At 71.0% G+C, this 23635-nt stretch carries 19 protein-coding genes; 5 read left to right on the top strand and 14 right to left on the bottom strand.

Annotated features, from left to right (window positions below):
- Window positions 1–3: 3 nt before the first annotated feature.
- Together VGB75_02865 and VGB75_02860 are read right to left on the bottom strand one after the other, a co-directional pair.
- Window positions 4–1026, bottom strand: coding sequence for a S16 family serine protease (locus tag VGB75_02865; protein ID HEY0165961.1), 1023 nt, complete (start codon window positions 1024–1026; stop codon window positions 4–6).
- A gap of 144 nt (window positions 1027–1170) precedes the next feature.
- A complete protein-coding gene (locus VGB75_02860; GenBank protein ID HEY0165960.1) occupies window positions 1171–1431 on the bottom strand; it encodes a hypothetical protein in 261 nt (86 codons plus the stop codon).
- A gap of 127 nt (window positions 1432–1558) precedes the next feature.
- Here VGB75_02860 and VGB75_02855 point away from each other — a divergent pair, with 127 nt between their 5' ends.
- From VGB75_02855 to VGB75_02845, 3 genes are all read left to right on the top strand, one after another.
- The gene (locus VGB75_02855) at window positions 1559–3052 is read left to right on the top strand and encodes a zinc-dependent metalloprotease (GenBank protein ID HEY0165959.1); all 1494 of its coding nucleotides are present in this window, start codon (window positions 1559–1561) and stop codon (window positions 3050–3052) included.
- Window positions 3053–3826: 774 nt separating this feature from the next.
- Window positions 3827–4936 (top strand): hypothetical protein, encoded by a 1110-nt coding sequence (locus tag VGB75_02850; GenBank protein HEY0165958.1) that lies wholly within the window; start codon window positions 3827–3829, stop codon window positions 4934–4936.
- A 4-nt stretch (window positions 4937–4940) separates the two neighbouring features.
- Window positions 4941–6251 (top strand): AarF/ABC1/UbiB kinase family protein, encoded by a 1311-nt coding sequence (locus tag VGB75_02845; GenBank protein HEY0165957.1) that lies wholly within the window; start codon window positions 4941–4943, stop codon window positions 6249–6251.
- A 75-nt stretch (window positions 6252–6326) separates the two neighbouring features.
- Here VGB75_02845 and VGB75_02840 read toward each other — a convergent pair whose 3' ends face one another.
- From VGB75_02840 to VGB75_02820, 5 genes are all read right to left on the bottom strand, one after another.
- Window positions 6327–6506 carry a hypothetical protein gene (locus tag VGB75_02840; protein HEY0165956.1) on the bottom strand — a complete coding sequence of 60 codons (180 nt, stop codon included), beginning with the start codon at window positions 6504–6506 and terminating at the stop codon, window positions 6327–6329.
- Between the two features lie 241 nt (window positions 6507–6747).
- Complete coding sequence (locus tag VGB75_02835; GenBank protein ID HEY0165955.1) at window positions 6748–6945, bottom strand: hypothetical protein; 198 nt, start codon at window positions 6943–6945, stop codon at window positions 6748–6750.
- A 183-nt stretch (window positions 6946–7128) separates the two neighbouring features.
- Entirely contained in the window at window positions 7129–7416 is a 288-nt protein-coding gene (locus VGB75_02830) for a WhiB family transcriptional regulator (protein HEY0165954.1), read from the bottom strand.
- Window positions 7417–7657: 241 nt separating this feature from the next.
- A complete protein-coding gene (locus VGB75_02825; GenBank protein HEY0165953.1) occupies window positions 7658–7825 on the bottom strand; it encodes a hypothetical protein in 168 nt (55 codons plus the stop codon).
- Window positions 7826–8030: 205 nt separating this feature from the next.
- Entirely contained in the window at window positions 8031–10094 is a 2064-nt protein-coding gene (locus VGB75_02820) for an ATP-dependent DNA helicase UvrD2 (GenBank protein ID HEY0165952.1), read from the bottom strand.
- 243 nt (window positions 10095–10337) lie between these two features.
- Between VGB75_02820 and VGB75_02815 the strand changes: the two genes are divergently transcribed.
- Both VGB75_02815 and VGB75_02810 read left to right on the top strand, forming a co-directional pair.
- The gene (locus VGB75_02815; protein HEY0165951.1) at window positions 10338–10586 is read left to right on the top strand and encodes a mycoredoxin; all 249 of its coding nucleotides are present in this window, start codon (window positions 10338–10340) and stop codon (window positions 10584–10586) included.
- A 1-nt stretch (window position 10587) separates the two neighbouring features.
- On the top strand, window positions 10588–11220 hold the full coding sequence (locus tag VGB75_02810) for a hypothetical protein (protein ID HEY0165950.1): 633 nt from the start codon (window positions 10588–10590) through the stop codon (window positions 11218–11220).
- Between the two features lie 10 nt (window positions 11221–11230).
- Here the strand turns inward: VGB75_02810 and nudC are convergent, their stop codons facing one another.
- The 7 genes from nudC to VGB75_02775 are packed head-to-tail and all read right to left on the bottom strand — an operon-like array spanning window position 11231 to window position 23632.
- Entirely contained in the window at window positions 11231–12148 is a 918-nt protein-coding gene (gene nudC / locus VGB75_02805) for an NAD(+) diphosphatase (GenBank protein ID HEY0165949.1), read from the bottom strand.
- Window positions 12149–12187: 39 nt separating this feature from the next.
- A complete protein-coding gene (locus VGB75_02800; protein ID HEY0165948.1) occupies window positions 12188–13507 on the bottom strand; it encodes a pitrilysin family protein in 1320 nt (439 codons plus the stop codon).
- A complete protein-coding gene (locus VGB75_02795) occupies window positions 13504–14820 on the bottom strand; it encodes a pitrilysin family protein (protein ID HEY0165947.1) in 1317 nt (438 codons plus the stop codon). Before VGB75_02795 ends, VGB75_02800 begins: the two co-directional genes overlap by 4 nt.
- Before the next feature lie 26 nt (window positions 14821–14846).
- A complete protein-coding gene (locus VGB75_02790; GenBank protein HEY0165946.1) occupies window positions 14847–15656 on the bottom strand; it encodes a hypothetical protein in 810 nt (269 codons plus the stop codon).
- A gap of 9 nt (window positions 15657–15665) precedes the next feature.
- A complete protein-coding gene (locus VGB75_02785) occupies window positions 15666–17069 on the bottom strand; it encodes a dipeptidase (GenBank protein HEY0165945.1) in 1404 nt (467 codons plus the stop codon).
- A gap of 60 nt (window positions 17070–17129) precedes the next feature.
- Window positions 17130–20465, bottom strand: coding sequence for a UvrD-helicase domain-containing protein (locus VGB75_02780; protein HEY0165944.1), 3336 nt, complete (start codon window positions 20463–20465; stop codon window positions 17130–17132).
- Window positions 20462–23632 carry an ATP-dependent DNA helicase gene (locus tag VGB75_02775; protein HEY0165943.1) on the bottom strand — a complete coding sequence of 1057 codons (3171 nt, stop codon included), beginning with the start codon at window positions 23630–23632 and terminating at the stop codon, window positions 20462–20464. The genes VGB75_02780 and VGB75_02775 overlap by 4 nt, the downstream gene beginning before the upstream one ends.
- Window positions 23633–23635 lie beyond the last annotated feature (3 nt).

Genomic DNA, 23635 nt, shown 5'->3' with positions numbered 1-23635 from the left:
CTGCTAGCAGCGCGCCACCGGGCCGCCGTCGGCGTGGGCTTTGAGGTTGTCGATCGCCTCATCCAGGGTGGCCACCCTGATGACGTCCAGGCCCGAAGGGATGTTGCCGTCGACGTCGAGGCAGTTGTCCGCCGGCGCCAGGAACACGGTGGCCCCGGCCCGCCGGGCGGCGATCATCTTCAGCGCGATGCCGCCGATCGGGCCCACCTTGCCCGAGGAGTCGATGGTGCCGGTGCCGGCGATGAACCTGCCGCGAGTCAGGTCCTCGGCGCTGATCTTGTCGATGATGCCGAGCGAGAACATCAGCCCCGCCGACGGGCCGCCGATACCGGTCAGGCTCAGGGTGATCTGAAACGGCGGCAGGCAGCCCTGGACGATGGTGATGCCGATGCGCGGCGTGTCGCTCTCGGCCGCCGGCGCCTGCAGCAGCAGTGTCACCTCGACCTGTTTGCCGGCCCGCCGCATGACGGCCGGCAGGCGGTCGCCGACCCGGTGGGCGTTGAGGACCTTGCGCAAGGCGGTGTCATCGGCGATGGGCGTTCGGTCCACCGACACGAACTGGTCACCGGCCTTGAGCGCGGTGTTCGGCGAGTCCTTCGACACCGAGTTCACCCCCAGACCCTCCGGGTAGCCCAACTCGCAGGCCGCCGCCTCGACGGCGTTCTGCTGTGAGACCAGGAAGTCCTGGGAGTTCTGCTCGTTCTGCTGTTCTTGCGAGGTTCCCGGCGGGTACAGGCTGTCGTGGGGCACCACGACCTCATCGTTGCGCAACCAGCCGCGGACCGCGCCCAGGACGGTGGTCTTCTGGGTGTCGGCAGAGACGGTCGTCAGGTTCAGATGACCTGACGTGGGAGTCACCGGGTGCCCGCTGATGGCGATGATGTCCTTGCCGTCGTCCTTGCCCAGGGTGTTGAACGTCGGCCCGGGACTCTCGACCAGGTAGGGCACCTGCAGCCCGAAGCTCAGGATGCCCAGCACCAGGCACAGGACAGCACCGAAGATGAGCGTGCGCAGCTGACGAGACATTGCGATCACAGTAGCCGCCGCATGCCGATCAAGGCCGTCGCGGCGTGGGTATCCGCGCCTTCGCCAGGCGCCGGCGGTGCGGTGGCCGGGGCGAAGCGCGCCCCGGGCCGGCGCGAGTGGAGTCTGCGGCGGCTCGCGCGAATGTCAGTCCGCGCCCTGCTCGGCGGCGAGCACCCGCATGTCAGCCCGAGGCAGGGCAGGCGGAGACAGGGCCGGCGGAGACAGGGCCGGCGGAGACAGGGCTGGCGAGCGCCGCTCCAGTGCCCGCAGGAGCGCCTGGTGCTCAGACATCGCATCCATGCGGCGAAGCCGGCGGCCGGTCTGGACCGGGGTCCGCCACCAGATCACGACGGCGCCCAACCCGGTGCTGGCCACCGGCGCCAGCAACCACCACATCCACGCCATGCGGTGCACGTTAGGCCGTTGGTCAGCGGTCGGTGCGGACGCGCGCCGGGCCCGACGCCGTTCGCTGACGGCGCAGTCTGGTGGGCACCGCCGCTGCGTGTCACTCGTTGCAGATAACGTGGCTGACATGAGCAACTTCGGATTCGGATTCGGGCAGTTCGGCCAGGATGAGCCAGGCCGGGATCCAGACGACCTGGCGAGCAAGATCCCGCTTTTCGCCGAGTTGCAACGCCTGCTGTCCAGCTCCGGCGGTCCGGTGAACTGGGATCTGGCGCGGCAACTGGCGATTTCGAGCCTGGCCGGTCAGCACCGCAGGATGGGTCCGGCTGACAACGCCGCCGTCGCCGACGCCTTGCGGCTGGCCGACATCTGGCTGGACGGGGTCACCGACCTGCCCTCGGGCATCACCACCACCGAAGCGTGGAGCCAGATCGACTGGGTGGAGAAGACCATCGGCACCTGGGCGGCGCTGTGTGACCCGGTCGCCAGCCGGGTGGTGACCGCGATGTCGGGCGCGATCCCGCCAGAGGTGGCCGCCCAGGCCGGGCCGATGGCGCCGATGATGGCCCAGCTCGGCGGCATGATGTTCGGCGCCCAACTGGGTCAGGGCATCGCGGCGCTGGCTGACGAGGTCGTCTCGGCCACCGAGGTGGGGCTGCCGCTCGGTCCGGCTGGTACCGGCGCGCTGGTGCTGGCCAACCTGGACGCCCTGGCTGAAGGACTCGAACGCCCGATCGCCGATGTCAGGCTGTTCATGGCCTTGCGCGAAGCGGCGCATCACCGGTTGTTCAGTCACGTGCCGTGGCTGCGCCAGCAGTTGATCGAGGCCGTGGACGCCTACGGCCGCGGCATCTCCATCGATCCTGAGGCGATCTCGGCAGCGCTCAGCGACATCGATCCGACCAATCCCGAGTCGATGCAGAACGCGCTGACCGGCGGCCTGTTCGAACCGCAGAACACCGATGCCCAGAACGCCGCGCTGCGCCGGTTGGAGACGCTGTTAGCCCTGATCGAAGGCTGGGTCGACACGGTCGTCGGCCAGGCGGCCGACGAGCGGATGCCTGGCGGGCAGGCGTTGACCGAGGCCATGCGGCGGCGGCGCGCCTCCGGCGGGCCGGCTGAGCAGACCTTCGCCACCCTGGTTGGCCTGGAGCTTCGCCCACGACGGTTACGCGATGCCGCCGCGCTGTGGGCGGCGATGTACCAACTGCACGGAACCTCGACCCGGGACGGGCTGTGGAATCACCCGGACCTGCTCCCCCGTGCCGAGGACCTCGATGACCCGATGGCCTTCGCGGCCGAGCACGGCGCTGCTCACGACATGCGGATGCCCGAGTTGGACGATCCCGATCTCGCCAGTTTCAGGCCGGCCGCCGAGCAGGCCGATGACCTGACCGACACGCCGCCGAGGGCGGGAGCGGATGCGCCGCCGTCACCCGAGGCCGGCGCCAGCCCGCCCGCCGCCGACACGGAGCCGTCCAGCCCCGCCGGCAACGCGGGGTCATCTGGCGCCGCCGGCGCGGAGGACCCGAACGCGGCCAAGCGGCCGGGCAGCCCGGATGAGTCAGCGGGTCCGCAGTCCAGCTCCGGCGAGTCACAGTCGGACAGCTCGGGTAGCTGAGCCGCCACGGCCACGCCCTCCAGAAACCCGCGGGCGCGTTCGGTGCGCGGGTAGCGCTCTGCCCACGCCCAGAAGGCGCGGTCGTGCCCCGGCTCGAGCAGGTGGCTCAGCTCGTGCACCAGGACGTAGTCGATGACCCAGGACGGCGTCGAGTGCAGCCGGTGTGAGAGCCGGATGGTCCGATCGGCAGGGGTGCACGAGCCCCAACGATGGTGCATGTTCCTCACCCAGCGGACGCTGACCGGCTGGGGCCGCCCCTCCAGGTAGGCCTCAGACAGCCACCGTGCGCGGCTGAGCAGCTGATCGTCGCCTGCTCGGGGGCCGGTGCTGGCCATCTTGGCCTCCCGGCGGGTGACCCGCTCGACCATCTCGGTGATCAGGCGCTGTTCCTCGGCTTTGCTGGTGCGTGCCGGCATCAAGATGACGATCTTGTCGCCGTCTCGGTAGGCGGACACCGTGCGTCGGCGACGGGCGCTTCGCCGTACCTCGATCGACGGGGATGCATCTGCCATGGACGTCACCCTAGGCCGCGCCGGTGACAGGACCCGCGTGGGCGAGCCGATTGTGGATAAAACGCGTTGCCCGTCAAGCCTCACGGGGTCTGCCCCCAGGCAGGCGACGCGACTTGTCCACAGCCTGTCAACCGGAAGAGCGGCGCGTCGTCCAGAGGTTATCCACAACGCGCTCCACAAGTGTGGACATACGGTTGAGGGTTCTCTGCACCCTGTGGACGGTCCTTCGCCAGCGTCGGTGAGGTGTGCCAACGTCCTGGTCATGACACCGGAGCACCACCCCCTGCCAGCCGCCGGTCCGACCTCAGGCGTCAGCTCTGCGTCCTCGCAACTGGGCGCCCGGCGGCTGAACCGCGCGGCGATCGTGCTGTGGCGTTCGCGGCGGGTGGTCCAATTCGAGCTAGGCGCTCGGCGAATCGTCGTCGAAGGCGTCGAGCCCGAACAGCTGTCGCCGCTGCTGTGGCGTCCTGGCCGCAGGCCGCTGGCGCCGGCGCACCGTGACGTCCCGCAAGGCTGCGATGAGCTCGCCGCTGTGCTGGACAAGGCCGGCTTTCTGACCAGCGCCGACGGCCAGCCATCCGGGTCTCCGGCCTTACCAGCCCGGCTGTCGGCCGATCTGGGCGCGCTCACGGCCCAGTTCGGAGACCGCGCGGTGGCCGTTCTGCAGGCCCGCCGCGCGGCGGCCGTCGCGGTGCACGGCACCTCCAGGCTGGCGACGTCGGTGGCCGCCACCTTCGCCGCCGCCGGGGTCGGCTGGGTTCAGTTGGTGCATGCCGGCGAGGTGTCAGCCAGCGACTCCTGCCCGGGTGGCGTGACGCCTGCCGACGAGGGCCGCAGGTTCGCCGTCGCAGCCGATGAGGCGGTGCTCCGGCACGCCCCCGACGTGGTGACCACCCCGATTCCACCCGAGCGTTCCACCGACCTGGTGGTGCTCACCGACCCCGCGCCCGTGGACGACTCGCTGCGCTCGGCGCTGCATCAGGACCAGGTGCCGCACCTGCCGGCCAGCGTGGACGGCCAGCGTGCCGTCATAGGCCCGCTGGTGTTGCCCGGGCGCACCGGTTGCCTGCGCTGCGCCGACCTGCACCGCGCTGATCGCGACCCGGCCTGGCCGGCGCTGGCCGTGCAGCTCGGCGCCAGGCCCCGGCGGCGGATCACCTCCGACGTCGCGCTGTGCGTGGCGACAGCAGGTGTAGCGGTCGGGCAGGGGCTGGCTTACCTGGACCGGCAGCGCCCGGCGACTATCGGGGCGAGCCTGGAATGGCAGCTGCCGGACTGGCGATTACGCCGCCGTGGTTGGCCTGCTCACTACGGTTGCGACTGCGGCGCCGCGACGGCAAACCCCCCAGAGCCGACGGACACGGCAGAATAGAGCCGTGACAGATATCCCGCAGCGCGGCGTGGCCCGAACAGCCCGGCTCGCCAGCTTGCCCCTCGGCGTCGCCGGCCGGGCGACAGTCGGCTTTGGCAGACGCTTGTCCGGTCAATCCTCCGAAGACATCCAGGCCGACCTGGCCCAGCGCACGGCCGAGCAGCTGTTCTCGGTGTTGGGCCAGCTCAAGGGTGGGGCGATGAAGTTCGGGCAGGCGCTGTCGGTGTTCGAGGCTGCCCTGCCCGAGAGCTCCGCGGCGCCGTACCGAGAGGCGCTCACCCGGCTGCAGGAGGCCGCTCCCCCGATGGCGCCGGCCATCATGCACCGGGTGCTCGATGAGCAGTTCGGCACGTCCTGGCGCTCTCGCTTCACTTCCTTCGACGACGTACCGGCGGCGGCCGCCTCGATCGGGCAGGTCCACCGGGCCGTGTGGATCGACGGTCGCGAGGTGGCGGTGAAGATCCAGTACCCCGGCGCCGGACCCGCCCTGATGGCCGATTTCAACCAGCTGTCCCGTTTTGCCAAGGTCTTCAGCAGGATCTCGCCCGGCCTGGACGTCAAGCCGCTGCTCACGGAGCTGAAGGCGCGAGTCAGCGAGGAGCTGGACTACACGTTGGAAGCCAGCGCCCAGCGTCAGTTCGTCGCCGCCTACGAGGGCGACCCGGATATCGTCGCGCCCCGCGTGGTGGCCAGCGCGCCCAAGGTCGTGGTGAGCGAGTGGCTGGAAGGCATCCCCCTGTCGAAGATCATCGCGACCGGCACCCAGGAGCAACGCGACCGGGCCGGCCGGTTACTGGCCCTGCTGCACTTCTCAGCTCCGCAACGCAGTCAGCTGTTGCACGCCGATCCTCATCCCGGCAATTTCAGGCTGCTCGACGACGGCCGGATCGGGGTGCTTGACTTCGGCGCGATGGCTCGGCTGCCGCACGGGACCCCCGAGCCACTGGGGCGGATCACCCGGCTGGTGCTCGACGGCGAGACTGAGGCCGTCATCGCCGCGATGCTCGCTGAGCGGTTCATCCGGCCGGGTCTGAGCATCGACGCCGACAAGGTGATGGACTACCTCCGCCCGATCCTCGAGCCCTTGGCCCAGCCCGAGTTCACTTTCAGCCGGGAATGGATGCGGGAGCAAGCCCAACGGATCGCCGACCCCCGCAACGAGGCTGCGCGGGTCGGCCGGATGCTCAACCTGCCGCCGGAGTACCTGCTACTGCATCGAGTGACCATAGGATCGATAGGGGTGCTGTGCCAGCTCGGGGCTCGAGCGCCCTACCGTCAGATCGCGGAGGCCTGGCAGCCCGGCTTCGCCAGGTGAGCCCGGCCCGGTCACGCCGGTAGCCAGTGCGCCGCCGGTCACGCCTCACGCAGGTGGCCCGCGCGGCTACGGGCGTCACCACCAGTCCGGCTCAAGCTTGGCCTCCATGGACCGGACGTTGTCGCGAGCGCACCGCGGGCAGGTCCAACTGCGCCGCTCACCTTCGGTGTCCAGCACCCAGGTCAGCGGCGGATCGCCCTCGGCGGCCTCAGCCGTGCGACCACAACGCTGGCAGGTCACCGGTGGTCGAGTCACACCTCATTTCAGCGCGCCGCGACCACAACGCCAAGCCACCACACCGCGGCCACGGGAAATCGCGACCGCGAGTGCGGTGGTGCAACGGACTTCAACGGCGGTCCGCCGACGCGCCGCCCGCTTGGTCGGGCAGGCCGGCCCAGCTCACCGCCAGACCGGCCGGCTCCACGGCCAGGCCGGTCCGGCTCCACGGCCAGGCCGGCCCGGCTCCACGGCCAGGCCGGCCAGCCGACGGGCCGGGCTAGCCGACCAGTTGGTAATCGGCCCCCAACTGCTCGGCCAGCCGACGCTCGGAGCGTGCTGCCCGGTGAGCGGAGTAGGCCGCCAACCGGTGCCAGCGCCGGGCTTGAACGAGTTGCTGGGACAGCCGGTGCTGAGCTGCCAGCGCCGCGTGCTCCTGCGTTCGTTCTCGGGCAAGTGCTTCATACATCGTGTACATCTGTCTGACTCCTAAGTCTGGGAATTGCTGAACAGTCCCGTCGCCCAGTGGCGAGCGGGTGAACCCGTCGCGCTCAGCGGCAGGCTCACCCACCGCTGCGCGACGGCCTTCTCATGCGACGTCCTTCATGCGACGTCCTTCATGCGGCGTCCTTCATGCGACGTCCTTCATGCGACGTCCTTCTCATGCGGCGACCTCGCTCTTGCGTGGCCGCCCCCGTGGACGCTTGCGAGCGATCACGGTTCCCTGATCGAAGATCTCGCCACCCCAGACGCCCCAGGGCTCACGGCGGTCCAGCGCGCCTGCCAGGCAGCCGGCCCGGACCGGGCACTGCACGCACAGCGCCTTGGCCTGCTCCAGCTCGGTCGGCGACTCGGCGAACCAGAGGTCGGCATCGAGTGACCGGCAGGGCAGGTCCTCGATGTCGGCGCCGAAGGCCGGGTCGACTGTGGCAGCCAACGGCTCACAGATCGAGACAGCAGCCGGCTGTTCGGCTACAACCCACGGTTGCGTCTGCGGCTCAGTCAGAGTTGCAGTGGCGAACACGTCGGGTCACCTCCTACTTCGTTGTAGAAACTGATTTCTTGTCCTGCTGGAGTTGTGGGCGAGAAGCCGAATCGGCGCCCCTCGTGCCTGCGCGATGCCGGGAAATAACAAAGGCCGCGGTTCCCGGTCAGGGAATCCGCGGCCTCGAGGAGCTCGCTCTGCGAAATCAGAGCGGTGTCTTTCGAGGTCGGCGAGCCTGACCGAAGTCCTTCGTCATCTCGGTGCCGGTGATGCCGTGATCGCGGACGGCCGAAACAGCCACCAGTCCCGTCGGGACAGCACCGAAGGCAGCCGCGAACTCGGCGGCTGCGTAGAACAGCGGGTTAGTGGACATGTTCGGCGCCTCCCTTTACGAGTCTCGACGCGGGCTGCCTGCGAGCAGCGAAGGTGGATGGTGGGGTTGTGTAGGCGAGGCTAGCGGAGCCCCTTGGATCGGCACAAACTATTTTCTTCAAAACCCGCCGACTTTTATTTTGGGCCGCCGAGCAGCAGCCCGATCGGCCGCCGCCGCACCGGGCCGGGCTCGTCGCCGGCGGTGCTCAATCCAGCTCGACCGGGTCCGGATCCTGGCCGGCCAGCACCGCCAACACCACGTCGGCATAACGCTGAAGCTTGGTCGGCCCCACCCCCGGCACCTGCGCCAACTCGGCCTCGTTCGCCGGAGCGCGGTCGGCGATGGCCACCAACGTGGCATCGGAGAACACCACGAAGGCCGGCACCGCCTGGGCCTCGGCCTGCTTCTTGCGCCAGGCTCGCAGGCGTCCGAACGTCGCGGCGTCCTCGGCCGGCACCTTCGTCTTGGCCCGCTTGCCCGAGCCGCCGGAACGCCCGGTGGAGCGCTCGGCCGTCCCGGGCCGCAAACCGTCGAGAAATCTGCTGGGCCGCCGCCGCCTGGCCTGCCCCCGATGCCGGGCCAGCGCCCAGGACAGCATCAACCGTTGCCGGGCGCGGGTGATGCCCACGTAGAACAGCCGGCGTTCCTCGGCCAGCTGCTCAGGTGTCGTGGCGTGCTGGATCGGCAAGGTCTGATCGGTCAACCCGACCAGGAACACCGCGTCCCACTCAAGCCCCTTGGCCGAGTGCAGGGACGCCAGAGTGACGCCCTGCACCGTGGGGGCGTGCTGGGAGGCGGCTCGTTGCTCGAGGTCGGCGTTGAACTCGTCGAGCCGGGCGGCGGGAAGCTCGGCGCTGAACTGCTCGGCGAGGTTGACCAGCGCGGCCAGGGACTCCCAGCGCTCGCGAGCAGCTCCACCTGGCGGGGGGTGCTCGGCGTTCCAGCCGACCGAGCTGAGCACCTCGGCCACCGACTCGGGCAACGACACGCTGCCGTCGTCGGCTCGGGCCGCCCCGCGCAGCAACACCAGCGCCTGGCGCACCTCGGCTCGGTCGAAGAACTTCTCACCCCCGCGCAGGACGTACGGGATGCCCGCCTCGGTGAGCGCCTGCTCGTAGGCCTCGGACTGGGCGTTGATCCGGAACAGCACCGCGATCTCGGACGCCGGCGTCCCCTCGGCGATCAGACGCTTGGCCGCCGCGGCCACCGACTCGGCCTCGGCGACCTCGTCGTCATGCTCGGCGAAGCTGGGCTGCGGACCGTCGGGACGCTGACCGATCAACCGCAGATGCGCTGCTGGGCCACCGGGCGCGCCGCTGATCAGCCGATTGGCCAGGTCGACGATCTGCGGGGTGGAGCGGTAGTCACGCTCCAACCGCACGATGGCGGCATTCGGATAGCGTTCGGCGAAGTCGAGCAGGTAGGACGGTCTCGCCCCGGCGAAGGAGTAGATCGTCTGGTTGGCGTCACCCACCACGCACACGTCGTCGCGTCCGCCCAGCCAGGCGTCCAGCAGCCGCTGCTGAATCGGTGAGACGTCCTGGTACTCGTCGATGACGAAATAGCGGTACTGGGCGCGGATCGCCCGCGCCACCTCGGGGATCTCCTCCAGCGCACCGGCCATGATCAGCAGCAGGTCGGAGAAGTCGATCTCGTTGTTGTGACGTTTGACCTCCTCGTAGCCGGCGTAGACCTCTGCCACCCGGGCCGGCGTCACCGAGATGCCCCGGTTGGCCTTCGCCGCGGCGCTCGGATAGTCCTGGGCCGCGATCAGCGAGGATTTGGCCCAGTCGATCTCGCTGGCCAGGTCACGCAGTTCTGCCTTGTCGACGCGCAGCCGCAACCGATTCGCGGCCTGGGACACCCACCGGATCGAATTGCTGGCGACCTCGGGCATCGGGCCACCCAATATCTGCGGCGCGAAGTAGCTGAGCTGCCGCAGCGCGGCCGCGTGAAACGTGCGCGCCTGCACCCCGCCTGCGCCCAGGGCGCGCAGCCTGGTGCGCAACTCACCTGCTGCCCGGGCGGTGAAGGTCACCGCCAGCACCGCGTCAGCAGGCACCGCGCCCACCGTCACCGCGTAGGCGATCCGATGGGTGATGGCGCGGGTCTTGCCGGTTCCGGCGCCGGCCAAGATGCAGACCGGCCCACGGACAGCCTCGGCTGCCGCGCGCTGCTCGGGGTCGAGGCCGGCCAGCACCCGTTCTGCCGCCGAGCCGGCCGGGGGGCCGTCAGCGACGGAGTACTCAGCGGAGCTGGCGGCGGTCACCCCTGCATCCTGCCAAGTGGGGCTGACAAGTCGGGCCGTGGGGATGACAGTCGGGCGTGGGGCCGACAGTCCGGCCGTGCATGACAGTCGGGCGTGGGGCCGACAGTCCGTCCGTGTGGGGGGTGACAGTCAGGCCGTGGGTGACTGCGCGCGTCGGTCCCGACCCAGGCGCGGGAACATCCGCGGCTGTCGCGGCGGTTGAATCCAGACAAACCCCGGCTACCCCCTGCGGAAGGCTCTGGCATGACTGCCACTCTCACGATGTACACCACCCCGTGGTGCGGATACTGCGTCCGGCTCAAGCACGGCCTCGAGCGGGCCGGCCTCACCTTCACCGAGGTCGACATCGAGCAGGACGAGAGCGCGGCCCAGCGCGTCATGCAGGTCAACGGGGGCAATCAAACGGTTCCGACCGTGGAGTTCTCCGACGGCTCGGCGCTGACCAACCCGACCGTGCAGCAGGTGCAGGAGAAGCTCGCCGCGCTGGTCTGAGGTGAGACGCTACGCCGCGGTCACCCCTCACTCACTGGCCCAGCAGCTCACCGAGCTGGTGGATAGGCGCCACCCCGGCAGTCACCCGTCGCGGGTGGCGCTTGACGCGCCAGGCTGGATCGAGCTGGAACCGCTGACCGAGGCGCTGCGCACCGGGCTGCAAGCGCTCGGACGCCCGGTGGGCCTCGTGCGCGCCAGGGACTTCTACCGCGACGCCTCGCTGCGGTTCGAGCACGGCAGGACCGACGTCGAGTCGTTCTACGCCGGTTGGCTGGACCTGGGAGCCCTGCGACGCGAGGTGCTCAGCCCGCTGGCCAGGGCCGAGGGCGCCTGCTACCTGCCCGCGCTGCGCGACGAGGCGACCAACCGGGCCAGCCGCGCCAGCCCGGCGCCGCTGCCTGCGCAGGGCGTCCTGCTGGTGTGCGGCGAGTTGCTGCTCGGCGCCGGGCTGAGCTTCGACCTGACCGTCCACCTCGCGCTCAGCAGGGCTGCCAGGAAGCGGCAGGTTCCCCAAGACCGGCGCTGGACGCTGCCGGCCTTCGACCGCTACGACATCGACGTCGACCCCGTGGGACTGGCCGACGTGGTGATCCGTTACGACGATCCACGGCATCCCGCCGTCTCGGTGCGGTGATCGGGCGGGCTCAGTCCTCGGCGAGCAGCCAGGCGTTGATCAGCTGCCTGGCGATCGACATCGCGCCGGGCAGGCCGCGCAGCTCCGGACGCCCCTCGCCGGTCACGGACTCCGACTCCGCGCCCCAGTCGCTGGTGCGGCGGACTTCCTCACGGGTGTACCAGCCGGCCTCGGCGATCTCGTCGGCGTCGATCACCAGCCGCGTGTCGCCTGCCACCCGCGCGGTGTAGCCGAGCATCAACGAGGCGGGGAACGGATGCGGCTGGCTAGCCACGTAGGCCACGTCACACACGTCGATGCCGACCTCTTCGCGGATCTCACGAGCGATCGCGGCCTCCGCGGACTCCCCCGCCTCGACGAATCCGGCCAGCACCGACATCCGCCCGGCCGGCCACTGCGGACCACGGGCCAGCACGCACCGGCCGGCGCCGTCGTGCACCAGCACGATCACGGCCGGGTCGGTCCGGGGGAAGTGCTCTGAGGAGTCCACCGGACAGCTCCTGCTCCAGCCCGCCTTGCTCACCTCGGTCACCGCGCCACAGCGTGGGCAGTGCCGGTGCCCCTGATGCCAGGCCTGCAACGCCACCGCGGTGGTGAGCAGCCCGACGTCGAGGTCGGTCAGCTCGGTGGCCAGCTGGCGCAGGCCCAGCCAGTCCGGCTCGTCGACGTCCTGGCTCGTGAGCACCGCGAGATAGGCCACGTCCCCGACAGCGCCCAGCAGCACCCGGATGCCGTCGTGCTCGACCTCGGCCGGGCTGGCGAACCGCAACGCCCCACCGTCGGACTGCACCGGGGCGGTCCCGGATCGGGAGAGCCGCAGCACCCGGCTGGCCGGGTTCTGCCAGGCGGCGGCGCACCAGTCCTCGTCGGCGCGGCGGTGGGCGATCCGATCATGTGCCGAGCGCGCCAGGATGGGGATGTCGGGCACCGCCCAGGGGTCGCGCGCCGGCCGGTCAGCGACCAAGGATCACTCGACCTCCACTATGCCCGCCAGGCCGGCTGTGATGGCGCTGGCGTCACCGACCGCGACACCGATCAGCTTGCGCGGCGCCAGGAACTCGGCGGCCACCTCGGCCACCTCGGCCACCGTGACACCGGCCAGCCTGGCCGGGTGGCTGCTGAGCCACTCCAGCTCGACCCCGGTGCCCAGCAGCGAGGCCGCCGTGGAGGCCAGCCCTGACTGGGTGGCCGTCGACAGCGCCAGGACGCCGATGGCGTACTGGCGCACCGACTCCAGCTCGGCCTCGGCGACCGGGGTCGAGGCCATCCGGCCCAGCTCGTACAGCGTCTCCAGCAGGGCGGGCGTGGTGACCTCGGTGGCCACGTCGGCGGTGATGGTCACGCTCGAGCGCAGCGCCGAGTGGTCCAGCGCGCTGCGCGGTGAGTAGGAGTAGCCCTTGCGCTCCCTGATGTTCTCCACCCACCGGGAGGAGAAGTAGCCGCCGAAGATCAGGTTCGCCAGCTGCAGCGCCGGATAGCGCTCGTCCTGTCTTGGCAGGCCGGCGCCGGCGAACCGGAAGGCGGTCTGCACCGAGCCGGGCCGGTTCATGATCAGCAGCGGGCGCTCGGTGAGCGGCGGCAGCGGGGCGGCTTTGGCGGCCGGCGCGGCGCCGCTCCAGCCCTGCAGCGCCGACTCGGCCGCGTCCAGCGCGCGCGCCGGGGAGATGTCGCCGACGATGACCAGCAGGGAGCCCTGCGGGCGCACCAGGCTCGCGTGCAGGCGCCGCAGTTGGGCCGCCGTGGTGGCGGCGACGCTCTGCTCAGCCGGCAGGGTCCGGCCATAGGGGTGCCCGGGCGACATCCGGTCGGCCAGCGCCTCACCGGCGATCACGCCGGCTTGGGACCGGGACATGGTGATCCGCTCCAGCAGCCGGCCGCGCTCGCCGTCGACCTCGGCGTTGGGGTAGCTGGCCGAGTTGAGGATTTCGGCGTACAGCTCCAGCAGCGCCGGCAGGCCGGCCGCGATCGCCGAGGCAGACAGTTGCAGCCGGTCAGGGTCCAGGCCGACCGACAGCTCCGCGCCCAGATCACCCAGCGCGATCGCCAGCGCCGCCCGGTCGTGCTCGGCGGTGCCGGTGCGGATCGTGCCTGCCAGCAGGGAGGACTGGGCCAGATGGTGCTCCTTGGCGGAGAAGAACGGGATCCGCAGCCGGACCTCCACCATGGGAACGGTGGGGCGGCGAATCGCCACCACCCGCAGACCGGAGGCCAGCACCCGCTCGGAGAAGGCGAGCTTCTTCGGCTTCGCGGCCTTGGCCAACCCGGGGACCTGCGACAACGCGCTCATCTGGTGGCTCCTGGAATGAGTTCGAGGACGGCGCGGCTGGTGGGGAGCAGGTCGCCGGCGACCGTGCGGATGTCGGAGTCGGTGACTTGGCTCAGCAAGCTGGGCAGCCGCAGGATCAGCGACGCGTCGCCGAACAGCAGCTCGAACTTGCCGAACTCCTGGCTGCGGTTGGCCACCTGATCCAGCTCGTGGGAGATGGTGGCGGCCAGCTGGACGCCCGCCCGGTGCAGCTCGCCCGGCTCGACGCCGTCGGTGGCCAACCGGTCCAGCTCCTCGTCTACGGCGGCGATCACGGCGCCGGTGGCGTCGCGGTCGGCGTAGTGGGTGGTGATGTTGAGCCTGGTGGGGTCGCGTTCCTCCAGCGGGTCGCCGAAGGTGCCCAGATAGGCGTTCACGTCGGTCACCAGCCCCTTGGACTGCACGAGCGAGCGGTGCAGCCGGGAGGCGTCGCCGTTGGACAGGATCTCAGCGAGCAGCACCGTGGCCAGGTAGCGGTTGAAGTCGGCAGCCGGATCGACGACCCGGTAGCCGATCGCCAGCGCCGGCATAGGCGCCATCTCATCCACCACCACCTCCCGCCGCTCACTGGTCAGCGGCGGTTCGGCGAAGTTCGGCCGCTGCGGCTTCTTGCGTCGCTTGATGCCGGCGAAGTGGCGCTCGATCATCTCCAGGGCCCCGGCCGGGTCGAAGTCGCCGGAGACGCTGAGCACCGCGTTGGCCGGGGCGTAGTAGCTGTCGAAGAACGAGCTGGCGTCGGCCACGGTGGCGTTGGTGAGGTCCTCGAAGCCGCCGTAACCGTTGTGCGCGTTGGCGAAAGTGTCATACATCAGCTCGGGCAGCTGCAGCCACGGGAAACCGCCATAGGGCCGGTTGAGCACGTTGACCCGGATCTCCTCCTTCACCACGTCGATCTGGTTGGCGAGGTTCTCCTCGGTGATCCGCGGCGAGCGCATCCGGTCGGCTTCCAGGAACAGCGCGCGCTCCAGGGCATGGGAGGGCAGCAGCTCGTAGTAGCTGGTGTAGTCCAGGTGGGTGCTGCCGTTGAACATCCCGCCGGAGGACTGGATGTAGTGAAAGTGCTCCAGCTTCTCCAGGTTGGCCGACCCCTGGAACATCAGATGCTCGAACAGGTGCGCGAAGCCGGTCCGGCCCTCGGGCTCGGAACGGAATCCGACGTCGTAAAGCACCGCGACGGCGATCACCGGTGCTCGTCGATCCGGCGCCAGCACCACCCGCAGGCCGTTGCGCAGCGTGTGGTGCTGCAACTGGAAGGACAAGGAGGGCAAGGTGGGGATGCGCGACGAGGTGGGCACCGGCCCACACTAGCCAAGTCGGTCGCTCAGAGTACGCGCACGGTCGCGATAGTCGCCTCGGCCTTGGCCCACAGGTCAGCCCGCTTGTCAGGGATCGAGAGCATGAAGATGCTGACCCCCGCGGTGGTGGGCAGCCCCACGGTCCACAACCGCTCGACGCGAGTGGCCAGGTTGTGGCGCGCCCGGTACGCCGGGTTGATCGTCACCTCGGTGAGGACCTGGTATCCCAGCACGCCGCCGAAGGACCTCGAGCGCGCGGCCAGCGTTCTGCTGGACGGAGTGTCACCGTAGGCCCGGTCCAGAGCCCGCGTGGTGCGACGTAGCACCTCGGCGCGGACCTCGGCGGCCGAGGGCGGCGCGGGGGCGGCGGCTCGTCGCGCGGACCGGAAGGTCACCACGTCGTTGGACGGCGGGGACGTCAGGCTCTGCGGGTTGCCCGAGCCCTGGCTGATCACCCAGCCGGGCTCGACCTCCTGGTTCAGTGAGATCCGCAGGCCCAGAGCGACGTCGGAGCCGTCCTGCCGAAGCGCGTTGTCGATGCAGCGATAGGCCAACCGGGACTGCTCGTCGCGGATCCGCGGGCAGGTGACCAGCGGCAAGCGCTCGGTCGGGCCGTCGCCCGGCGCTGAGCTTCTGGGGGCAGACGGGATCGACGGCGCCTGGGTGAGCTGGCTGACCCGGTCGGACTCGAGTCGCGCGGCGCTGTCACGGTTGCGGTGGGAGTTGATGAGCGCCACCGCCACGACCAGGGCCAGCACGGCAGCCACGGCCGCCATGGCCAGACCGCGACTGCTTCGGGGCGGCACGGGCGCCGGCGGCTGCGGTAGCTCGATCATCTCTTGAAACTAGCTTGTGAGTCCCTTTCGGCCCAGTGCTGCGAATTCCCCCCACAGGTGGGCGGCCGCCTCGGCGCCCTTGTAGAGCATCGACAGGGTCACCTTCTCGTTCGGGGCGTGGATCTGGTCATCGGGCAGGCCGACGCCGAGAAAGACCATCGGAGCTCCCAGCGCCTGCTGGATGGCCGCTTCGGGGCCCGAGCCGCCTTCGCGGGTCGGCAGGATCAGGTCGGTGTCGAAGGCGGCGCAGATCGCCTTCGACAGCGCCTGGTAGGCAGGGGTTCCGATAGGCACCAGGCAGGGGGCGACCCCGTCGCCGGCCCACCGGACACGGTGGGAGATGCCGGCCGGGGTGTGCTCGGCGATGAAGGCCTCGATCGCCGCGGTGATCGTGGCCGGGTCCTGGTTGGCCACCAACCGGAACGACAGCTTGACGAAGGCGTCGCTAGGGATGATGGTCTTGGTGCCATCACCCTGGTAACCCCCGCCGATGCCGTTGACCTCGGCGGTCGGCCTGGCGCCGATCCGCTCCAGGGTCGAGTAACCGGCCTCGCCGGCCAGCGCCCGGGACTTGCTGGTGGCCAGGAACCTGGCCTCGTCGAAGGGAGTCCGCGCCATCAACTCCCGCTCCAGATCGGTCAGCTCCACCACGTCGTCGTAGAAACCGGGGATCTGCACCCGGCCGTCGGCGTCGTGCAGGGCCGCCACCATGCGTGCTGCCACGGTGACGGGGTTGGGCACCGCTCCCCCGAAAACGCCGGAGTGCAGGTCGAGGTCGGGCCCGTGAAAGCGCACGTCCGCCAGCACCAGGCCGCGCATTCCGGTCACCGAGCTCGGCATGTCCTCGGCGACCATGCCCGTGTCGGTGATGACGACCACGTCGCAGTCCAGGCGCTGGCGCCGCTCCCGCAGCAACGCCTCGAAGTTCGGCGAGCCGGACTCCTCCTCGCCCTCGATGAGGAATTTGAGGTGCACGGCAGGCGTGGCGCGGCCGGTGGCGGCCAGGTGGGCGCGCACGCCGAGCAGGTGGAACAGCAACTGGCCCTTGTCGTCGGAGGCGCCGCGGCCTCGCAGCACCGGGCCGTCGACAGTGGGCTCGAACGGGTCGGTGTGCCACAGGTCGATCGGATCGACCGGCTGCACGTCGTGATGGCCGTACACCAGCACGGTGGGCGCGTCCGGGTCCTCGCTCGGCCACTCGGCGTACACGGTCGGCAGCCCGGGCGTGGGCCAGATCTCGACGGTCGGGAAGCCGACGCCCCGGCAGGCCTCGGCGAACCACTCGGCGCTGCGGATCACGTCGTCGCGACGGTCGGGCTCGGAGCTGATGCCCGGGATCCGCAACCACGCGTCGAGGTCGGCGAGCAGCTCGGCCGAATGGTCTCTCACGTATGCGCGCACGTCGTTGGTCACGTCCGGCAGGTTATCCCGCGCCGGCTGCCGATGGCAGCTGACCCGTGACGATGTGGCCACTCAGGCGTGCGCGCCGTTGACCAACTCGCGCAACTGGCGGGCGTCCAGGAGGTTCGCAGGCGCCACCGTCAGGCCCGCGCCGACGTAGTAGAACGCCGCTGCGACCGAATCGAGCTCGGTGTCGGCGATCCCGGCGATAGCGGCCCAGGCCAGCCGGTACAGGGCAAGCTGAACCGATTTGGCGTGGGCGTCCGCACCGGTCGGCGGCCTGCCGGTCTTCCAGTCCACGACGGTGAAACGGCCGTCCGGGTCGGTGAAGACCGCGTCCATCCGGCCCCGCACCACCCGGGCGCCGAAGGACATCTCAAACCCCACCTCGACCGCGACCGGCGTGCGGTCGGCCCAGCTGCTGCGCTCGAAGGCGGCCTTGAGCGCTTCAAGCTCACCGGCGTCAGCGAGCTCGTCGACCGCTCCGGGCAGGTCCTCGATGTCGAGCAGCGACTCGGCAGCCCAGCGTTGCTCCAGCCACTGGTGAAACGCCGTGCCGCGGCGGGCCTGCTTGGCCGGCTGCTGCGGCAAGGGCCTGCGCAGCCGGCGGGCGAGCTCGCTCGGATCGGCTGAGAGGGCCACCACATCTGACACCGACAGCTGCTGCGGGACCGTCACCTCGATGACGCCCAGTTCGGCCGCCGCGGCCCGCTCGGCGAGCAGCAGCTCCACATCCCGCTCCCACAGCTTGGCCAGCGGGCTCCGCTGAGAAGCCGCCAGCGGGCTCGGGTCACCGGCGTCGTTCAGAGCGCTCAGCACCTGAGCGGCGCCACGCTCGACCATCGCCCGCCGGCCGGCCAGCGGATCAGCCGGCCAGCTCTGCCCGAGGTCCTTGCCCGCCATCGGATTCTGCTCGTCGGGCGCCACCTGCCACCAGCCGTCGACCTCGACCGCGTCGGAGGAACGCAGCTCCTCCAGGAACACCGACGCCGGCCGCGACTTGCTGCCCGCGCCCCAGGCGGCCCCGCAGGCGTAGAGCGCCTTGCGAGCCCGGGTGAAAGCCACATAGGCCAGCCGTCGCTCCTCTTTCAGGTGCCGCTGCTTCACCCGATCGCGGTGCTCGGCGATCCGGGCCTCGGCGTCTCCGTGGTGCTGGCAGCCGCCGAAGTCCAGCACCGGCAGATCGCCGGCGTCACCGCGCAGCGGAGAGGGCAGCAGGGCCGGGGTGCTGGTCCAGTCATAGTTCTTGGCCGCGTCGGGAAAGCCGTCGGTGACCAGCCCGGCCACCGCGACCACGTCCCATTCCAGGCCCTTGGCGCCGTGCACGGTCAAGACCTGCACCCGGTCGGGCAACACCTCCAGCGTGGCGGGTTTGAGCCCGTACTCCTCCTCCTCGGCCGCGCGCAGGTAACCCAGGAAGGCCGACACCCCGGCAGCGGCGCGATCGTTGGCGAATCGGGCAGCCTCGTCGATGAACCGGTCGAGATTGGCCCGGCCGGCGTGCTCAGCGCCCGGCCGCGAAGCGATCTCGACGTCCAGGCCGAGAGCTTGCTCGACCTCGGCGACCAGGTCCGGCAGCGGCAGGTCCAGCCGCCGGCGCAGCCGCCGCAGCATGAAGGCGCAGTCGGCAAGCCGGCGGTAGCCCTCGGCGGAGTACCCCGACGCCTCACCGAGATCGTCGAGCGCTTCGATCAGGGACGGCTCGACCCGCTCGTCGTCACCGGGCCGGCCGGAGCCGCCGGCCGGCTGGGAGCCCGTCGCGGCCTCGGCGACTGTCTCGGCCTCGGCGGCCGGGCCGTGGATCGACAGTCCGGTCATCTTGGCCAGCACCCGGGCCCGCTGGTGCAGCGCCACCAGGTCGGCCGGACCGATCCGCCAGCGAGCTCCGGTCAGCAACCGGGCCAGCGAGCCGCCGGCGTTGTGATCTGCGAGCACCTGCAACACCGCCCGGACGTCGGCGATCTCGGGCAACGTCAGCAGGCCGCCGATGTCGACGACCTCGACCGGTAGCCGGGCCTCGCGCAGCGCCTGGGCGATCAGCGCGATGCCTGAGCGCTTGCGCACCAGCACCGCGAGGGTCCGCTGCCCCGACGTCCAGTTGAGCCGGCCGTCCCACTCCGCCCGCAGCCGCTCGGCCAGCCAGGTCGCCTCGTCGGCGACGGACTCGCTGTACCGGGCCACCACCCGGCCCTCCGGGGCCTCTGGCCGGGCCGTCAGAGGCAGGCTGCCGGCGACCCGCAGATCCTCGGCGACCCGGTTGGCGACCGAGAGGACGCGGCGGTCGTTGCGCCAGCTCGTCATCAGCGAGTACGCCGGCGCCGGCGCGCCCGCGCTGGTGCGGAACCGGTCTGCGAACTTGCCGATGCTCGCCGCGCTGGCGCCGCGCCAGCTGTAGATCGACTGCAGCGGATCGCCCACCGCGGTGACTGCCCGGCCGTCGCCGAACAGCGCCGCCAGCATCTGGATCTGGGCATGGCCGCTGTCCTGGTACTCATCGAGCAACACGACGTCATAGCGTGAGCGCTCGACTGCCGCCACCGCCGGTATCGCGGCCAACCTGCTCGCCAGCACCATCTGATCGGCGAAGTCCAGCAAGCCTTCGGACCGCTTGCGCTCGCTGAACAGCTCGACCAGTGGCAGCAGCTCAGCCCGCTTGGTGAAGCTCTCCAGCAGCTTCTCGACGTTCTCCGGCAAGGCTCGGCGGGTTTTCGGCTTCTGCGGCAGGGCCAGCAGCTCAGCCCGCAACCGAGCCGCGAGCCGGCGCACCTGCTCGGGCTCGGCCAGGTGGTCGGCAAGCTGGCCGGACAGGTCCAGCAACCGCTCGGTCACCGTGGCGACCACGCCCGGTTCCAGCGAGAACGCGCCGTCATAGTGCCGGACCACGGCGTCGGCGACCTGCCAGCGGGCCGCTTCGGTGAGCAGCCGCGCTCCAGGCTCGCAGCCCAGCACGATGCCATGCTCCTCGACCAGCCGCCCGGAGTACGCGGCGTAGGTGAGAACCGTGGGATCGGCGGACTCCACGTTCCTGTCCAGCACCCGATGCAAGGACTTCAGCCGAGCCCTGATCCGATGCTGCAGCTCACCGGCCGCCTTGCGGGTGAAGGTCAATCCGAGGATCCGGTCCGGCGCGACCAGCTCGTTGGCGACCAGCCAGACCACCCGGGCGGCCATCGTCTCGGTCTTGCCCGAACCCGCCCCGGCGATCACCACCGCCGGTTCCAACGGCGCCTGGATCACCGCGGCCTGCTCGTCGGTCGGCGGGAACAGCCCCAGCAGCCGGGCTACGTCGGCAGGCTGGTAGCGGATCTCGGCCTTCGGGGACTGGGCCGTCAGGGACTGGGCCGTCAGGGACTGGGCCCTCAGGGACTGGGCCGTCGGAGACTGGGCCGTCAGGGACTGGGCCGTCACTGGGTCACCTGCCGGCCGTCGTCCTGAGCCGGGCAGCAGCCGCGCACCGGGCACCGGCTGCAACCCTTGCCAGGCTGCGCCGTCACCGTGTTGCCGCGTAGCACCGCGGCGATCCTGGCGAGGTCGGCGGCGACCGATCCGGGATCGGGGAACTCCGCCAGTGGGGGCTGGGTCTGCGGACCGGTCGTCGCCGTGCCGATCTGGACGAGCTGGGCTCCACCCGGCTCGGCCGGCTCGCCGCCGGTGAAGGCGCCTTCAGCCACCGCGAGCTGGTACACCGCCAGCTGCGGGTGGACGCTGACGTCCTTCTGGGTCGGCTTGCTCTTGCCGGTCTTGAGGTCGATCACCACCAGCCGCCCGTCGCGGTCGCGCTCGAGCCGGTCCACCTTGCCCGACAACACCGCGTCACCGATCTGCACGGTGAACGGCTCCTCGCGAGCCACCAACGTCAGCTCGGTCCGGCTCTTGACCAGCCAGGACGCCAGCGCCTCCAACATCCGCTGCGCCCGAGCCCGCTCGGTGACGGCGTGCCAGGGCGCGGAGAAGTCCAGCCGGGACCAGCCCCGTTCCAGCAGTTCGGTCAGCTGCTCGACTCCTGCCCCCGGCTCGGCCTGCTCGGCGACCCAGTGCACCAGGGTGCCCAGGGACGCGGCCACCTCGTCGGTGGCATCGGTGGCGCCGAGGTCCATCAGCAGCGCCCGGAACTCGCAGTCGATGTAGGCCTGGAACTTCGAGGGCCGGATCGGCACCGGCCCGAGCGCCTGTGGCCGGATCGGGGCATCGCTGGACAGCGGCGCCCGGCCCCACCACTCCCGGGGGTGCGCGCCGGACACCCCCGCTTCAGCCAGCCGGGCCAGCTGCTCGGCGGCGGCGGCCAGCTCATCCTCATCGGCGTTCGGGTCGACCAGCACCCCGCGCAACTCGGCGACCAGGCCGGAGAGCAGGAACCTGCGGGAGGCGGTGGCCACCGGCCGGGCCGTGACGGTGTCGGGCAACGGGTCCAGCTCCTCGACGAAACGCGAGGGCTGGGACTCATCGCTGTCGACCGCGGTCACCAGCAACGCGCGGCTGGCCCGGGTGATCGCCACGTAGAACAGCCGGCGCTCCTCGGTCAACCGCTCGGTGAGCAGGCCGCTGGAGACTCTGGCTCGATGGGCCACCAGGTCCACCAGCAGATCCGAGCCCAACAGCGAGCCGCGCGGACGCAGATCTGGCCAGACACCGTCCTGCACGCCGGCCACGCACACCACCTGCCACTCCAGGCCCTTGCTGGCATGCGCGGTGAGAATCGACACCTCGTCGGTCACCGCCCGCCGCCCCGTCCCGGTGTCGGTGATCTGCAGCTGGCTCACCCAGTCCCGCAGCTGGTCGATCCCGCCGCCCGGGCTGCGGTCAGACAGCTTCGCCGCCTCGATGAACAAGGCCAACACCGCGTCCAGCGCTCGGTCGGCGCGGGCGCCGTCCGGACCGCCGGCCAGGCTGCGGCTATTGAGCCGGGACGACAGGCCGCTGGCCTGCCAGAGCGCCCACAGCACGTCCTCAGCAGAGCACCCTGGCGCCGCTGCCGCGGTGACAGCGGCGTCGATCACCGCGCGCAGCCGCTCGACCGGCTGGCGAACCGCGGCCGGCACCAGGGCCAGCGCGCCAGGCTCGGTGATCAGGTCGGCGAGCGTGAGCGGGCCGGCGGGCGCGTGCCGCAGGTGCCGGCGCATCCGCAGCACCTGCAGCGGGTCGGCCCGGCCCACCGCACCGAGCAGCAGCGTCTCGGCGGCCTCGGGCTGCACGGCCGCCGGATCGGCCACGCACCGCAGCAACTCCAGCAACTGCGCCACCACCGGCTCCTCGGCCAGAGGCCCGCGGACCGCCTGCCCGACCGGCACGCCGGCCGCCGCCAAGCCGCGCCGCAGGGTGTCCGCAGCCGGGCCGACCGACCGGACCACAACCGCCATCTGCGACCAGGGCACCTGGTCCTCGACGTGCGATCGACGCAGCGCCGAGGCGATGTGGGCGGCCTCTTGGCTGGCCGAGCCGAACACCGCCACCTCGACCGTGCCGGGGCCCAGATCGCCGGCCGACACCAGTGTCCGGTGCTGGGCCGGGCCGCTGAGCCGGGCGGCGATCCGCCGCGAGGCCGCGAGCAGCACCGGCCCGCTGCGCCGGCACTGCCTCAGTGACACGGTCTCCACCGGCAGGCTCAGCTCGAGCTGACCGGCCGGCTCGGGCTCGCGCCGCACGCCGCCGGTGAACGATCCGAAGTGCAGGTCGATGTCGGCCATCGCGGACTGCTCCGCGCCCCGGAAGGAGTAGATCGCCTGGTCCGGGTCGCCGATCAGCACCAGCTCGTCGGCGCCGGCGGCGATCAGCTTCAACAGCTCGATCTGGGCCGGGTCGGTGTCCTGATACTCATCGACGAAGATCCGACGGCGTTGCCGGCGCTCGGCGGCCAGCAGCTGCGGGTTGTGCCGCAGCTCGGCGTTGGCCCGCTGGATCAGCTCGGCGGCGTCGAAGGCGCCAGGCGCCTTCAGAGCGGTGACGTCGAGGTACTCGCGCAGCACATCGGCGGCGACCACCCAGTCCGGACGGTGGTGCTTGGCGCCCAGCGCGGCCAGGGTCGGCGGGCTGACGTCACGCTCGATGGCCCGCATCAGCAGGTCGCGCAGCTCCTCGGCGAACGCCTGGGTGCGCACGGCGGCCGACAGCTCCACCGGCCACGAGTCGACCTGGTCGGCCAGCCTGCCGGCCAGCAGCTCGCGCAGCGTGACGTCCTGCTCGGAACCGGACAGCAAGCGGGGCGGCGGATCACCGGCGAGCACGGCGGCCCGGCGCACCACTCCGAAGGCGTAGGAGTGGAAGGTGCGCGCGACCGGCTCAGAGATGGTGCGCTGCAGCCGGGCCGTCACCTGGTCACGCAACTGCCCGGCAGCTCGCCGGGAGAACGTGAGCAGCAAGATGTCCTCGATCGGCACTGCGCGCCGCGTGACGCGTTCGACCACCGACTCGACCAGGGTGGTGGTCTTGCCGGTGCCCGGGCCGGCCAGCACCCTCAGCACGCCGTGTCCGTGGGTCAGCACCCGCTGCTGGTCGGCGTCGAGGACCGGCGCCGCCAACGCCGGCAGGTGCGGGCGCACCAGGCGGAACACGGGCTCGGAGGTGACGCTTGCGGACACATG

The sequence above is a fragment of the Jatrophihabitans sp. genome (genome assembly GCA_036399055.1).
GTDB lineage: Bacteria > Actinomycetota > Actinomycetes > Mycobacteriales > Jatrophihabitantaceae > Jatrophihabitans_A.
This window is presented reverse-complemented; position numbering and strand designations above follow the sequence as displayed.